Origin of the sequence: Campylobacter blaseri (assembly GCF_013201895.1) — a bacterium.
Taxonomy (GTDB): Bacteria; Campylobacterota; Campylobacteria; order Campylobacterales; family Campylobacteraceae; genus Campylobacter_B; species Campylobacter_B blaseri.
In genome coordinates this window covers 449549-465244 of record NZ_CP053841.1, presented here as the reverse complement: position 1 = coordinate 465244, position 15696 = coordinate 449549, and the positions used below count along the sequence as shown (strand labels likewise).

Sequence of the window (15696 nt, the reverse complement as noted above, 5' to 3'; positions counted from 1 at the left end):
ATTTGTAGATTTTAGTTTTCACTCTATTTTTATATAAATAGAGTGAAAAAATATTTAATTATAATTTTATCCAAAAATTCTATAAATATCATCAAGTAAGAAATATTTTTCTTCTGCAGTTCCTTTGTAAAAAGGGTCTATTGTGTTTTTAAATGCATTACTAAAAAAATGTTCTTTACTTAAATTTATAAGCGTTTGATTTAAAAATTCAAGCAACTCTTTATTTCCTTTTTGAACAGCCAAACCTAAAAAGTCCGAAGTACCTAAATTTTTAATATTAACTTCCATACCTCTATCAATAACAGGATAAGCAAGAACTATTAAGTTATCATTTGCATAACCATAAACATCATTTCTGTCTTTTAATTGTTTATAACACTCATTTGAACTAGGGCATGTTTCAGTATCAAAACCTCTTTTTTGGTAAAAAGCCTGAGCAGTAGTTCCATTTTCAACAAGTATTTTTTTACCTGCTAAATCTGATGATTTTTTAATATTATCAGCTTTTTTAGTTAAAATGCCTATATTAACTGAAAAATATGGCATAGAAAAATCAACTCTTTTAGCTCTCTCATCATTTATAGTAAGAGTAGCAAGTATGATATCAACTTTATTAGTTTCAAGATCTTCTATACGATTTTTAGCATAAGTTGTATGAAATTCTACCTTACCACCTTTATTACCAAAAATACGTTTAGCCAATTCATTTGCAAAATCTATCTCAAAGCCTTCGTAAGAGCCATTTTTAAAACTTGAAAATGGTGGTTGTCCATCAAAAACACCTATTCTAACTACACCTTTTTCTCTAATCTCGCTCAAAGAGTTAGAAAAACAAAAACTAATAACAAACAATAATAAAAAAATAACTTTTCTCATATTACAAACTGTTCCTTAAAATTAAATTACGAGATTAATTATAGTTACTTGCGCCTAAATCTAACCTTATAATTAACTTTTGTTGAACAATTAGTTTTTTTTTTTTTGATTTATTTTATTTTTTGTTTAAAATATTTTTATAATATTCAATTTGATCTTGCTTAAGTATCCTTATATAGTTAGTGCTTCCTTCAACTCCTGTTGGAAAACCAGCTGTCATAACATATGTATAATTTTCATCAATATTATTTTGTTCATACAAAGCTTTTACAACCTCAGCCACTAGTAGTGTAACTGAATTTTTCTCTTTAACTAAAACAGGATTTACTCCCCAAGCAAGAGTTAAAAAGTGTGCTGTTTGTTCATCATGAGCAATAGCTAATATATCGATATTTGGTCTATTTCTTGCCATTTTTATAGCAGATTTTCCAGAGCCTGTAATCGACAATATTCCCTTAGCGCCTAGCCTTGAAGCCAAAGCACAACTGCTTGAAGCTATCATATCTGTCTCATCAAAAAACTTATAATCATCAAATTTATTATAAGGATAAATTTTTTCTGTTTCTTTTATAGTATTTGACATAGCCTTTACAACACCAACCGGATCAATCCCAACAGCACTCTCTTCACTAAGCATCACAGCATCAGTTCCATCTAAAACTGCATTTGCGACATCGCTTATCTCAGCTCTTGTGGCTCTTTCATTTTGTGTCATAGATAGCATCATTTGAGTTGCAGTGATAACAGGTCTTGCTTGTTCATTTGCTTTTTTTATAATCATCTTTTGGATATTTGGAACTTCATAATATGGAACCTCAATGCCCAAGTCCCCTCTTGCAACCATTATCCCATCACTTACTTTTATAATCTCATCAATGTTTTCAACAGCGTCAAATTTCTCTATCTTTGCAAATACTTTTGCTTTGCTATTAAACTCATCAAGTATTTTTCTAACTCTTAAAACATCTTTTGAAGTTTGCACAAAAGATACTGCTACAAAATTTACCCCCTCTTTTGCACCCCACTCTAAATCTTTTTTATCTTTATCTGTTATAATATCAATGTTAATCTTTGTATTTGGAAAATTTACGCCTTTGTTTGATGTGAGAATTCCGCTATTTTCTAAAACTGCTTCAACACTATTTTCATTTGCTAAAACAACTTTTGCACGGATACTTCCATCGCATAAATATATATACTCACCAACTTTTATAAGTTTTAAAATATCTGGGTGATTAATGCAAATTTTATATGTTTTATTATCAATTTGTTCGCCTTTTACCTGCTCTTTTACAAAGATAAGTCTGTCTTCTGAGTTTAATTTAAAAACTCCATCTATCTTGCCAACTCTAACTTTAGGACCGCTTATATCTTGAAAAATTCCAATCCTAACTCCAAGTTTTTTCTCAACATTTCTAATTTTTTCTAAATTTGACTTATGATATTGATGATCGCCGTGACTAAAATTCATACGAAATGCATTTACTCCTGCTTTCACTAAATTTTCTATTATATTTTCATTATCACTTGCAGGTCCTATAGTTGCTAATATCTTTGTTTTTTTATCCATTAAATAGCTCCTTATTTATTTTTCCTTGAATTATATCATTTTAATATCAACCTATTACAAATTGATAACAAAACTACATAGTTATAGATAAAAATCGGTATTAAAATAGATATCATTTGTAAAATTAGCTATAAATTTAAAAGATAGTATACATAAAAGTAAGTAGTTTAAGATTTTAAATTAAAAAATCAAGTTTAGATAAATAGACTTTATTTTTCAAAGTCTATTTAAACTATTATTTAGTGAAAACAAATAATTTTTTATCTGGTTTTGTATCGCTATATAAATTTACATCAACTAAATTTAAAAGCTTTAAACTCAAATATTTTTTAATCTCATCTTCACTATGATAATATTGAGTTATTTTTTGTTGAAATTTCTTGTAAATTTCACCATTTTTTTCAAAATATATCATAGTGGTTTCAAGTATATTATTATCAAAATTTGCATCAATTATAAGTTCATTTCCTTTATCATCACTTTCATATAAAAGTCCATCAGCCACGTCAGTAAAACCAAATTTTGTATTTATATCAAAAACAAAATACCCGCCATCATTTAGCTTTTCGGAGATAATTTTTAAAAATTCCTTTAACTCTTTTTTATCCATATAATTTATCACATCAAAACTCGCAGTTATTAGATCAAATGTTTCATTAACTTCATTTAAACTTGTATTTCTTGCATCAAGTCCTTTTGAACTAGCAACTTTTACCATTTCAGAACTTTTATCTATACAAATCACATTAAAATCTTTTTTTAATTTTAACGCAAAATTTCCACTCCCACTTCCAAAATCAAGTGCGTCATTACCCATAAACTCAAGTTTGTAAATTTCATCTAAAAAAATCTCATAAAGTTCATCGCAAGCTTCTTGCATACCTATAATAGGCTCTATCTTTGAATAAAAATCAAGAGATGTCATCTATTAATTCCTCATTAAATTTATTCTCATTGAAAGTTTTTCCTAAATACTCACAAATTATTTTTACATCTTTTAGAGCATTTCCTAGGCAACTTGTCGCACCGGGACTTGGGGTCATGTTAAATATAATTCCATCTCCTGCATTTATAGATGCCTCGCCTAACATTAAACTTCTGTTTTTCTTATTTATAACTTGTGGCCTAACTCCACCAAAGCCTTTTGCAAAATATATATCACTAGTTTTTAAAGATGGTATTATCTTTCTTGCATCTTTTACAAAACTTCTAACATTTATAAATGGCATTTCAAAAATTACATTTTTTATAAAATATTTTCTTATATCTCTATCTTTTAAAAGATTCCAAAAAACAGACATAACATTGCTATCTAAATTTAAAGTTTTTAAATATTCAGGAAAACTTTTAAATCCATGGTATCTTTCTAGTTTTAAAATAGGAAGTGCAGTTGGTCCAAATCTTGTTAAGCCATTAGCTTTTATATCTGGGTCACCATGAAGTGCAGCAAATGGAAGTTTTGGATTTTGCACCATATAAACCTTGCCCTTTAAAAATTCTTTTTTTGAAAGATAGAAACTTCCTGCCATAGCAAGACAACTAAGGTCCTTACCATATCCCATTTTATGAGCTAACCATAAAGAGTGGGCACCCGCATTAACTATAACAAAATCAGCACTAATTGAAGCTTTATTTTTTGTTTTTAAGTAGTATCTATCGCCAATTTTCTCTATATCTAAAACCTCAGTATTATAAAATATATCACAAACTTTATTTGGCTCTTTTTGTGAATTTTTTATAAGAGATACCGCCATAGCACCATAGTCTATTGTAGTATAAGTAGCACTTCTTGTTCCCATCGCAACAATTTCTTCATCTCTTTCATTACCAAATTCATCATAAACAACAGCTGGCTCAATCTCTTTTAAGTCATCTTTGCTAAATAGTTCAAGATGTGGATATATATTTTTAAATGATTCAAATCTCTCTTTTATAAACCAAACTTCTTTATCACCAACACCCATTGTCATCTTTTGAGTTCTAAACATAAATTTATCTTCATATCCATGTTGTAAATTGTATTTTACCACCATATCAGCAGTTTGTTTTACTTTTGACGCCTTTTCATATGTGTAGTTTGTCTCTATGTCGCCTGAGTGTATAGTTTGAGAGTTTGCAGTAGCTTTAGTGTTTAAAGTTCCCGGTGCTTCATACTTTTCCAATAAAGCCAATTTTTTAATATCTGTATATCTTGAAAGTTCATACAAGAGTGCTGCTCCTGTTATACCGCCACCTATAACAATCACTTCATAATGTTTTTCTTGTTGCATGTTTTTTCCTGCATTTTTGTAATTTAATAATAAAAGATTATATACCAGCTAGTATTTGATACATCTTAAATTTTATATTAACTTTATTATATTAAGTATTCTTTATAATAAAGCATAGCTTTTATATAAATCAATTTTTTAGTAATGTTTTTATAATTTAATAACAATTTCAGCTAAAAACATATAACTTTTAGTTAAAATTTGTTAATTTAAATTAACAAAAGGTGTTTAATGGAGATAAATCTTGTAGCAGAAGGCTTTAAACTTATGATTTTAGGCATGAGTGCTGTTTTTTTGTTTCTAACTATTATAATTTATACTCTAAAATTTCAATATTATTTAATTAATAGATTTTTCCCTCAAAACAAAAACATAATACAAAAAAAAGAGTTGAAAAATTTAGACAATGATATTGATCAAGATGTAGTTGTTGCAATTACCGCAGCTATCAAACAATTTCAAATTTCACAAAAAGGTAAATAATGTCAAAAAAGTTTATAGATGTAATGGATACTACTTTTAGAGATGGTTTTCAATCCGTCTTTGGAGCTAGAGTTTTAATGGATGATTTTTTACCAGCACTTAGTGCGGCAAAAGATGCAGGAATTACACATTTTGAATTTGGCGGTGGAGCTAGATTTCAAAGTCTTTATTTCTATTTAAACGAAGATGCATTTACTATGATGGACAAATTCAGAGAAATTGTTGGAAAAGATGCAAATCTACAAACTCTTTCTCGTGGAGTAAATACAGTAACTCTTGATACTGGAAGCCGTGAAATAGTTGATTTACATGCTAAAATGTTTAAAAAGCATGGCACTACTACTATTAGAAATTTTGATGCATTAAATGATGTTAAAAATTTAGAATATAGCGGTGAGAGGATAGCTCATCACGGATTAAAACATGAAATTGTTGTAACTATGATGGATTTACCGCCTAAATGCGTTGGTGCACACGATGCGGCTTTTTATGAAAAAACATTAAGAGAAATTTTAGATAACGGAATTCCTTTTGATAGTGTATGCTTTAAAGATGCAAGTGGGACAAGTAGTCCACAAAAAGTCTATGAAACTATAAAAATGGCTAGAAAACTACTCCCTGAAAATACTCACATTAGGCTTCATACTCATGAAACTGCTGGCGTTAGTGTAGCCTGCTACTTAGCAGCTCTTGAAGCAGGAGTTGATGGAATTGATCTAGCTGCAAGTCCTGTAAGTGGCGGAACTTCTCAACCTGATATTTTAACAATGTTACATGCTGTTAAGGGTAAAAACTATGATTTAGGTGGTTTGGAGCTAGAAAAAATACTTAAATATGAAGATGTTTTAGCTGAGTGCTTAAAAGATTATTTTATGCCACCAGAAGCAACACAAGTTAGCCCACTAATACCATTTTCACCTATGCCAGGAGGCGCACTAACTGCAAATACCCAAATGATGAGAGATAATAACATTTTAAATAAATTTCCAGAAGTTATAAAAGCTATGCGAGAAGTTGTAGAAAAAGGCGGGTTTGGAACAAGTGTAACTCCTGTTAGTCAATTTTATTTCCAACAAGCATTTAATAATGTGATGTTTGGAAAATGGAAAAAAATAGCTGATGGATATGGTAAAATGGTGCTTGGCTACTTTGGGAAAACGCCTGTTAAGCCTGATGAGGAGATAATAAAACTTGCAAGTGAACAACTAAAACTAGAACCAACTACAAGAAATGCAATTGATATAGCCGATGAAGATGAAGAAAAATCAATAAAATATGCAAAAGAAATCTTAAAAAAAGAAAAAATAAAAGAGAGTGAAGAAAATATTTTTATAGCTCTTGCATGTAAAGAAAAAGGCATAGCTTTCTTAAAAGGTGAAGGCAAGGTTATGGTTAGGAAAAAAGATAAAAATATAGATTCTGGGTCTGCTAAAAAAGAGATAGTTCAAGATAGTGGTGATTATACAGTTACAGTAAATGGACAAGCTTACAATGTGAGTGTTGCAATGGGACATAATGTTGAGATAAAAAATATTGAAAAAATATCAACAACTATAAGAACAGAAGAGATAAAACAAACTATCTCAACAGGAGAAGTGGTTACAGCAGGGCTTTCTGGCTCTGTTTTTAAAGTACTAGCTAAACCTGGTCAAAGCGTTAAAAAAGATGAAGTTATCATTATATTGGAAGCTATGAAAATGGAGATAGAAGTAGTGGCTCCTTGCAGTGGAACTATAAGCGAAATACTAGTTTCACAAGGTGATAATGTAGAAACTGGTCAAATTTTAGCTAAATTTTAAGGTAAAAAATGAAATTTTTATTGAAACTTTTTTTGTTTATATTCTTTGTTATAAGTAGTTCAAATCTTTTAGCAAATGATATACAAACAACACAGCAACATATGACTCAAGAATATAAATCCAAAAGCATGACGGAACTTTTTGTAAGCTTTGCCAAATCAACAGGAGTTGCTGGACTAATAAACCCCGAAACAAAAGGGCACGGAACTAAATTCACACAAAGTTATGGAAAAATCATAATGATACTTGTGTGTTTTTTACTATTTTATCTAGCAATAGTAAAAGGCTTTGAGCCATTGCTTTTACTGCCAATTGCTTTTGGTGGATTTTTGGCAAATATACCCCTTGCAGGAATTGCAGAACCTGGTGGATTTTTAAATATAATCTACTCAGCTGGTATTGAAAATGGTCTTTTTCCGCTGCTTATTTTTATGGGCGTTGGAGCTATGACTGACTTTGGACCACTTTTAGCAAATCCAAAAACGGCAATTCTAGGCGGTGCTGCCCAACTTGGCATATTTTTTACACTAATTGGAGCTTTGGCATTATCACAGTACACATCTATTTTTAACTTTACCATTCAAGATGCTGCTTCCATTGGTATAATAGGCGGTGCTGATGGTCCAACTGCTATCTTTGTAGCCTCTAAACTATCGCCTGATTTACTTGGTGCCATTGCGGTTGCTGCATACTCCTATATGGCACTTGTTCCTATAATCCAGCCACCTATTATGAGATTTCTTACCACACAAGAGGAAAGAAAGATTAAAATGGTTCAACTAAGAGAGGTTTCAAAAATTGAAAAAATAATTTTCCCTATAACTGTTTTACTTCTTTGTATGCTTATGCTTCCATCAGCAACTCCTTTAATAGGAGCACTTACTTTTGGAAATTTCATAAAAGAAAGCGGTGTTGCTGCAAGACTTAGTGATACTATGCAAAATGCACTCATAAACATCATAACTATATTCTTAGGGCTCTCTGTTGGCTCAAAACTTGCAGCTGAAAAGTTTTTAGTTCCTGAAACTTTGGGTATTTTGGTTCTTGGTCTTATAGCTTTTAGTATTGGAACTGCTGGCGGGGTTTTAATGGCAAAAATTATGAATAAATTTTGCAAAGATAAAATCAACCCTTTAATAGGAGCTGCTGGGGTTAGTGCTGTTCCTATGGCTGCTAGAGTTGCAAACAAAGAAGGGATGAGAGAAGATCCAACAAATCTACTTTTAATGCACGCAATGGGTCCAAATGTATCTGGAGTAATAGGCTCAGCAGTTGCAGCTGGAATACTACTTTCAATTTTATAAAATTTAATATTTTAGAGTGGTGCTATACCACTCTAAATTTTACTGCTCTATTTTTAGCATTGATTTTATTTAGATACTATTTATTATAGCTCTAATATATTTACTTTACCCTAAAAGGAAAAAGATGGATAAAAATACAAAGCTAGACAATAGTTTAACTGATAGAGAAATTAAAATATCTAAAAAAGATTTAAATTTAGATGATAAAAATAGTAACATTAACCAAGCAAACAATAACTTAAATTTAAACAATAACTCAAATTCAAATAAAGAAAATTTAAACAATAATTCAAATTTAGATACTAACTCAAATAATGAAAGCTTAAACAACACCCAAGATAAAAATGACAAACCAACTATAACTACAACATCAATTAAGATAATGTCTATAATCTCAATAAGCATTATGGGTTTTATTGTAATTATTATATTTTTACTAGCCTTTGCTCTTTCTGCTAATGAAATAGCAGAAGATTTTAAAGAATTTACAACTCTTTACCCTTTAGCTTCTTTAATAATAAGAGCTATAATATCTTTATTAATCCTATATCTCATACTAAAACGCTTTTTTAAAAAACAAAAGATACTCTTATCATTTACAATACTCATAATTTTAACTTTAATCTTTGTAAGAGCTGTTCCTGATTACTCTAATAAATATGGCATAAGCTTAACTACTATCTTTGGAAAAGAAAAATATAAACAGGGGTATTGTTTAAAAGAAAACAGAATACTACCAAAAGAGGAGTTATATAAAAAAGCTGTTTTACAGTATTTAAAAAAGAGAAAAACTATAGATAAGAAAGTTGATTATTATTTAGATAGTGTTGGAATAAATGAATACTATATAGATGAAAACTTTACTATTGATAATTGGGAAGAGTATTTGAAAGAAAAAAGAAAAAATATGAGTTTTTTTCTTCAGATAATTTACAATTAGTAAATTTAGATGAATTATTTATAATAGACACAAAAACAAATATAGCTGGGTTTAAAAAGCCAGTTATATATATACATATTAATGATATTCGAAGAAAATATAAAATATACCTAAATAATAGCTTTTATTTAAAAAATAATACATTAATGCAAGCCCATGCATACATAGGTTTAAATTTGTTTTATGACAAAGATAAACATTTTAGCAAAGAAGAAGTAGATAATATTATTAATAAATACAAAAAAGATATAAAAAATATCGAAAGTTTTAAAAGAAAAATTGATAATTGTGGAAATGTGAATTATGATGTAGAAAAAAGAATAAAAGAAATAGTATCTTCGAATATTCTTAATGGCTTATAAACTAAACAAAACTTAAAACAAAAGAGAAACAATGGCAACATATAAATTAAACTTAAATGGTGATTATTCAAACAAGGTTCAAGCTACTACTTATGGGGGCAAAAAATGCACCTAGTAAAAGTGAGATAGCAGATACTAAATGGATAAAGGTATTACTTTAAATGTAGATGGTGAAGAGTTAGCTAAGAAACTAGGAAATTTTGTAAATGCAAAAGATTTTAAACTTTTTAAAGTGTTTTACTAATAATATTAAAATATTATTTTAATCATTTTACAAGAAAATAGTTTTATAATTAAATTATTTTAAATTTAAAATATGAAAGTTTATTATGGATTTAAATAGAGATTATAATAAAGAACCAATAATAATAAAAGATAATAATGCCTTTTTTGATTTTTTGCTTATAGTTCCTTCAATAATATTTTGTATATATGTTTATATTTTTAATCCTTGGGGTGCAAATAAAGATACATTAAATAGACATTTCTTTTGGTTGTGGCCTGCTATGTTTGCACCATATATCTTACCATATTTAAAAAGTAGAAATAAAAGAAAAATTGTTTTAACAAATGAAAAAATTAAATTTCTACATCAAAACTTAATCATAGAAGAGATAGACTTAAACAAAGAATATCAAGTTTTTAAAACATATGAACCTTTTTATCATAAGTCGCAAAGACCAATTGAGATAGTAAGGGTATTGTGGATTATTTTGCTTCCACTAACTATATTTTGTTTTATAGAAAATATAATCAATAAATTTCTATACAACCTATTTCAAAACAGATTAAAAGAGTATAAGTATTATGACTCTATCATAATACTTCAAGATGATAAAGTGATAAATATTAGACCCAACACAAAACAAGAATATGAAAACATAAAAAAGTATTTTATAAATATAACAAATATAGACATAGAAAATACAAAAGTATTTTTTAATAAATATGGACTTTTATATGAAAAAATAAATTATGAGGAGTTGAAAAATGAGTAAAAATACTAAATGATGATAGTAAAACACTTAACCAAAATGTTAAGCGGTAAAAATAATTAAATATCAAAATTTAAAACAACCTCTACAGCCAAACTCCGTTTTTTATATAGTAAGCTAGTGGAAAATAGCTTAAAATTCCAACAAGTGCTAAATTTGCATACATTGAAATTTTATACCAACACTCCTCTATCTTCACATTTAAAAGCTCTAAAATAAATATAAAAAACCCAGGAACAGCACCCAAATATATCAAAATATATATAGGATATCCTATGTAGCCATAGTCTGATTGAAGCATACAAAATGGACATTTATGAGTTGGTAGTTCATAAATATATGGAGAGAAAAATCTAATAATCGCATATATGGCTGATAACATAAACAAAAGAGAAAATATAGATATCAAAAGATCAGCTTTATAGTAAGCGGATATAAAATTTAAGATAAAAAATAGATAAAAAATAGATAGTATAAACTTATCCGTATGCCAAAGTTTAAGTTCGCCCAAATCATTTGCCTTAAATATATCACTACAACAAAGCACAGGCTCAGTCAAAGAGATACCTGAAAAATGTAAAAATTCCAATAAAAATTCTAAAGCCAAGAGTATAAAAATAGGTATGAAAAATTTGAATTTGGTCTTTAAGAAACTTGAATTTTTAGTCTTTGAATCTTCATAGTTTATAAGAAGCCACCCGCTTAGAAAAAACAAATTTAAAATCTTAAAGATGAACATATAAATTCCATAATCTGTAGCATCAACAATCCCAGCAGCACACATAGCTCCTGGAATTAAAGATGAAACCACATCCATAGACCAAACAAAAAACAAAAATAGAGGTAATTTTATACATAGTATAAAAAATACGATTATAGATACGAGATAACCTTGTTTTGCGAGATTGTATTGATAGCTGGTATTTTCATTAAAATTGTATTTTTTATAAATTTTTATAGAAAATATAAAGGCTATAAAACCAAAAAATACAATTATCCCCTCAACTATCAAAAGTGTCATTATAAAAGGTGTAAGCACTAACATCTATTCACCCTTTTTAAGTTCAAAAAAGCCATCAGCTATATCACTTTCTAGTAAAAATGGATCGTGCGTAGAGATGATGATAGTTTTTCCATCTTTTTTCATATCTTCAAAATATTCAAACAACTTTATACTTAAAGCCTTATCTAAATTTGCAGTTGGCTCATCGGCTAATATAATGGTTGGATTGTTGATTAACGCTCTAATTATGGCAACTCTTTGTTGCTCTCCGCCTGAGAGATTTTTAACCAAAAGATTCTCTTTGTTTATTAAGTCAAATTTACTAAGTAGCTCTTTTGCGTATTCTACTTTATTTGTTTTATCCACAACGGTTGGAATTAGTATATTATCTATCACATTAAATGTTGGAATTAGGTTGAAATTTTGAAAAATCATCCCTATGTTTTTTCTTCTAAATGCACTTGCAAATTTCAAAGAAAGCTTAGAAATGCTCTCATTGTTCATTATAATCTCTCCAAAAGTTGGCTTATAAAGTCCTGCCATTATGGCTAAAAGCGTGCTTTTACCACTACCACTTATACCTTTTAGAAAGAAAATATCTCCACTATTTACACTAAAGCTTATATCTTTAAGAGCTGTAAATTCTTGATTTGTATTTTCATTAAAAATTTTTGTTATATTTTTTACATCAATCATCTTAAAACCTCTGCGCTATCCATTGTAGCAATTTTCCAAGCTGGCATTATACAAACAGCTACATATAATGGAATCGTTATGAAAAAAATAAGAGCTATTGCTTTAAAATCAAACGAAAATATAAGCTCAAATGGTTGTTTGAGCTCACTATATCCACTAAACACATACTTAAGCCCTGGAGCTTGTAAAAAATATACAAAAAACATAGCCAAACTAATTCCTATAGTAAAAGCAAACATAGAAAGAATTAAAGATTCCATTAGTTTATAATTTATTATATGTGATATCTCCCAGCCAAGAGCTTTTAAAATGCCTATCTCTTTTTTCTCTTCGCTTCTAAGTCCACTTGCTTTATCATATAAAATTATAGAAAAAGAGACAAAAGAGATAATTAAAAGCATTAAAAACCAACCACTTTTATAATCATATAAAACTTGATATGATTGCAACATCTGTTTTTTTGTTATAACCTTTAAAGTTGGATCAAAAAGACGAATTTTATCTGCTATAAAATCAGCTTCGTTTGGATTAGAAACTCTCATTACAAAATCAGCATAATAGCCCTTTTCTATCCCTAAAATTTCTCTTGCTATATCTTCATCCAAAAGTATTAAATCATTGTTTTCTAAAGAGTGTTTTAGCTTAAAAACACCGCCTATTCCTACTCTTATCATACTATTTTGAGGTGTAAAAAACGGCAAACTTCCATCATAAGTCTCAATATCTTCTTCAAAAAAATCCAAAATACTTTGTGATGTAATCATCAAAGGACCACTAGAAGAGTTATCTAGTTTTTCAGCTATATCTTTTATCTCTTTTTGATAGTAATCAACAAAACTTTTAATGCCAAAAATGCTAGTATAAATTTGCTGCCTTTCAAAGTAATATTGACCCCAAATTCTACCCTCAATAGATGAAATTCCAGCCATTTTCCAATATGGCTCAACATCCTTTTGGCTTATTAGATATGTCTTTGCTCCATATCTTTTTTGAACTAGCAAATCTGGAAAATCTTTTGATATAGTTTTATACTCAAGAGCTAGTGAGTTTGTTATCATAATAACAGATGATAGTAAAAAAACCAAAAATCCAAATATGACTATTATGACTATATTTTTAAGTCCATGTCTTGTTAGCGATGATAGAGTGTAATCAAATAAATTTTTCATTTTTCTATAAACCTTTTTGCGTATCCAGAATTAACAAAGCTTCCTATATCGCTTTCTCTAAAAGCTGGGTGGTATTTAAAAATTTCATCCAATGAGTGCCCAAAACTATGTCTTAGATAAGGAATTTGAGTATAAAAGGCAAAGCTATTTAAAGATGTGATTTTTATAAGATTTTGCTTTTCTTCTATCTTGTAATCTTTAAGTAATAATATAGAAATTTGTACTATTATAGATAAAAAAACCACAATAGTTAAGATTGTAAATTTTACTCTTTTACTCACAGCTTCTCCCATCTAGTTTACAAATTATACCTTTTGTTATTTCATCAAATCTTAAAATTTCCATCCCTACATGATCAAGCCTAAAAACTCTTGCATCTTCTTCTTTTTTAAACGGTATAAGCTCATTACCCATAGGGCCAAGAACATCGCTGCCTAAAACATAAAAAGCATCTTTTGCATCTATGGCTTCTAAAGTATAATATCCTGTAACGTGGATAAACTCATATCTTAAATCATTGCTATTTGCTCCATAGTTTTTAGGGCTATGGATAAACTTAAACATATCTTTAACGCCATCAAAAAAAAGAACTTTACTCTCTTTGCTATCTGCATACTTTAAAGAGCTTGTCCATTTAGGATATTTATATACAAACATGCCACATACTGGACATTTGTCCTTATCTGTAGGAGAAATTTTATAATTTAAGCTACTAGTTTGAGACTTTTTATACCACAAATAATTCAAAACAAGTTGTGCTTTTCGCTCATCTAAATTTTTACAATTTTTAAAAATATCTACCTTTAACTCATTTATATACGGATAGTTTTCAAAATTAAATTTCTTACATTTAAGATTATATATCCTCTCGCCCATAGGATAAAATTTCTTTTCATTTTTATATATATTTTTATCTAAATCATTTTCAACTCTAATAAAGCCAACATCATATGCTTTATCTAAATTAGCTATCTCTCCACCAAATTCTTTACTAAATTTCAAAGCATCTTCTTTATTCTTAAACGCAGCTTCATATTCAAGACTTGAATTTACTACATAGTAGGCACTATCTGCCTTAATATTTTTTTTAGTATACCAATCCACTGCACTAATAGTGCTAAATAAAATATCCATATCCATACTATGAACAGCAAGCTCACCAAGTGAACAATACTTTAAAATTTCCCCATCTCTTGTTTTAACTTTATGCAAGGCTTTACCGCAATCATTAAGGTTTTTTGCGCTAAGTGATGAAAAATCACTCTTAATATAATCTATTTTTGAATTTGAGTTTTCATTTGGTTTTAAAGCAAAGCTATTTGCTATATTAAGAGCTAAAAATATAAATATTACAAAACGCAAAACTATCTCCTTATACTGTATTTATTATATAAAATTGGCTATAAACAATGTCTTAATCATCTATATTTTATATTAATTGTATCATTTTAGCTTAATTCTGATTATTTAATTATACTTGTTATAATCAATTTAACTATTTTAAAAGGAGTTTTTATGTTATTACAAGATTTAATTGACAGAAATCAAAGTGAATGGAATCAATACCAATATCATGATTTCATTAAAGACTTAGCTAGCTCTAAACTAAAACTTGAAGCTTTTAAACACTATCTAATTCAAGACTATATTTTCTTAAAAAATGTAGGCAAACTTTATGCTTTGGCTATATATAAAAGTAAAGATATCGATGATTTAACATTTTTCTCTTTAGGTCTTCAAAATTTACTACAAGAAGAGCTTGCTCACCATATAAAATACTGCTCTGAACAAGGCATATCAGAAGATGAACTAAAAAAAGCAGAAGAAGAAATTTCGACAATAGCCTACACTAGATACCTTTTAGATATTGCTAATTCATACTCAGTTAATGAAATACTTATATCGCTTGCTCCATGTATAGTGGGGTATTATGGTATGGCTGAAAAAATAGGAAAAGATATATCTTATAATCCAAGAGTAGAAGCTTATAAAAACTGGATTGATATATATAAAGGTAAGACTTATAAAGAGGCAGTTCAAGAATATACAGACTTTATAAATGAGAAAATTGCAGATATTGAACTAGAATCAAAAGAGGGAGAGAGATTCTTAAAAATCTTTAGAACAGCAATTAAGTGTGAAATAGGTTTTTTTGAACAAAGCTATGGAAAATTCCATGGACAAGGTTTTTGTTTAATAAGAAAAATCTTTGGCTAAAAAAGAGCCGTT

Annotated in this window: 16 protein-coding genes; 7 read left to right on the top strand and 9 right to left on the bottom strand. The window is 28.5% G+C overall.

The features are described 5' to 3' along the window. Positions 1–66 precede the first annotated feature (66 nt). The 4 genes from CBLAS_RS02485 to CBLAS_RS02470 all read right to left on the bottom strand — a co-directional run bounded on the left by CBLAS_RS02485 (position 67) and on the right by CBLAS_RS02470 (position 4716). Entirely contained in the window at positions 67–876 is an 810-nt protein-coding gene (locus CBLAS_RS02485) for a transporter substrate-binding domain-containing protein (protein WP_106871425.1), read from the bottom strand. A gap of 115 nt (positions 877–991) precedes the next feature. After that, entirely contained in the window at positions 992–2446 is a 1455-nt protein-coding gene (gene pyk, locus CBLAS_RS02480; RefSeq protein ID WP_106871427.1) for a pyruvate kinase, read from the bottom strand. A gap of 235 nt (positions 2447–2681) precedes the next feature. Then, positions 2682–3371, bottom strand: a complete 690-nt coding sequence (locus CBLAS_RS02475; protein WP_106871429.1) for a class I SAM-dependent DNA methyltransferase — start codon at positions 3369–3371, stop codon at positions 2682–2684. Beyond that, positions 3358–4716: an FAD-dependent oxidoreductase gene (locus tag CBLAS_RS02470; RefSeq protein WP_106871431.1), complete on the bottom strand. Its 1359-nt coding sequence runs from the start codon at positions 4714–4716 to the stop codon at positions 3358–3360. The genes CBLAS_RS02475 and CBLAS_RS02470 overlap by 14 nt, the downstream gene beginning before the upstream one ends. Before the next feature lie 231 nt (positions 4717–4947). Here CBLAS_RS02470 and CBLAS_RS02465 point away from each other — a divergent pair, with 231 nt between their 5' ends. From CBLAS_RS02465 to CBLAS_RS02440, 6 genes are all read left to right on the top strand, one after another. Further along, a complete protein-coding gene (locus CBLAS_RS02465; protein ID WP_106871433.1) occupies positions 4948–5199 on the top strand; it encodes an OadG family protein in 252 nt (83 codons plus the stop codon). Then, complete coding sequence (locus tag CBLAS_RS02460) at positions 5199–6998, top strand: biotin/lipoyl-containing protein (RefSeq protein ID WP_106871435.1); 1800 nt, start codon at positions 5199–5201, stop codon at positions 6996–6998. The genes CBLAS_RS02465 and CBLAS_RS02460 overlap by 1 nt, the downstream gene beginning before the upstream one ends. An 8-nt stretch (positions 6999–7006) precedes the next feature. After that, positions 7007–8302 carry a sodium ion-translocating decarboxylase subunit beta gene (locus CBLAS_RS02455; RefSeq protein ID WP_106871437.1) on the top strand — a complete coding sequence of 432 codons (1296 nt, stop codon included), beginning with the start codon at positions 7007–7009 and terminating at the stop codon, positions 8300–8302. Positions 8303–8426: 124 nt separating this feature from the next. Continuing rightward, a complete protein-coding gene (locus CBLAS_RS02450; RefSeq protein WP_106871439.1) occupies positions 8427–9242 on the top strand; it encodes a hypothetical protein in 816 nt (271 codons plus the stop codon). Positions 9243–9388: 146 nt separating this feature from the next. After that, positions 9389–9604, top strand: coding sequence for a hypothetical protein (locus CBLAS_RS02445; protein ID WP_133169614.1), 216 nt, complete (start codon positions 9389–9391; stop codon positions 9602–9604). Between the two features lie 329 nt (positions 9605–9933). Then, positions 9934–10602 carry a hypothetical protein gene (locus CBLAS_RS02440; protein ID WP_106871443.1) on the top strand — a complete coding sequence of 223 codons (669 nt, stop codon included), beginning with the start codon at positions 9934–9936 and terminating at the stop codon, positions 10600–10602. A gap of 82 nt (positions 10603–10684) precedes the next feature. Here the strand turns inward: CBLAS_RS02440 and CBLAS_RS02435 are convergent, their stop codons facing one another. From CBLAS_RS02435 to CBLAS_RS02415, 5 genes are read right to left on the bottom strand one after another with little or no spacing between them, the layout of a single operon-like run. Further along, positions 10685–11644: a hypothetical protein gene (locus tag CBLAS_RS02435; RefSeq protein ID WP_106871445.1), complete on the bottom strand. Its 960-nt coding sequence runs from the start codon at positions 11642–11644 to the stop codon at positions 10685–10687. Continuing rightward, a complete protein-coding gene (locus CBLAS_RS02430; protein ID WP_106871447.1) occupies positions 11645–12298 on the bottom strand; it encodes an ABC transporter ATP-binding protein in 654 nt (217 codons plus the stop codon). Continuing rightward, entirely contained in the window at positions 12295–13467 is a 1173-nt protein-coding gene (locus CBLAS_RS02425) for an ABC transporter permease (protein ID WP_106871449.1), read from the bottom strand. Before CBLAS_RS02425 ends, CBLAS_RS02430 begins: the two co-directional genes overlap by 4 nt. After that, on the bottom strand, positions 13464–13748 hold the full coding sequence (locus CBLAS_RS02420; protein WP_133169615.1) for a hypothetical protein: 285 nt from the start codon (positions 13746–13748) through the stop codon (positions 13464–13466). The genes CBLAS_RS02425 and CBLAS_RS02420 overlap by 4 nt, the downstream gene beginning before the upstream one ends. Beyond that, the gene (locus CBLAS_RS02415; protein WP_241517594.1) at positions 13741–14829 is read right to left on the bottom strand and encodes a nitrous oxide reductase accessory protein NosL; all 1089 of its coding nucleotides are present in this window, start codon (positions 14827–14829) and stop codon (positions 13741–13743) included. The genes CBLAS_RS02420 and CBLAS_RS02415 overlap by 8 nt, the downstream gene beginning before the upstream one ends. Before the next feature lie 153 nt (positions 14830–14982). Between CBLAS_RS02415 and CBLAS_RS02410 the strand changes: the two genes are divergently transcribed. Further along, a complete protein-coding gene (locus tag CBLAS_RS02410; RefSeq protein WP_106871455.1) occupies positions 14983–15684 on the top strand; it encodes a TenA family protein in 702 nt (233 codons plus the stop codon). Positions 15685–15696 lie beyond the last annotated feature (12 nt).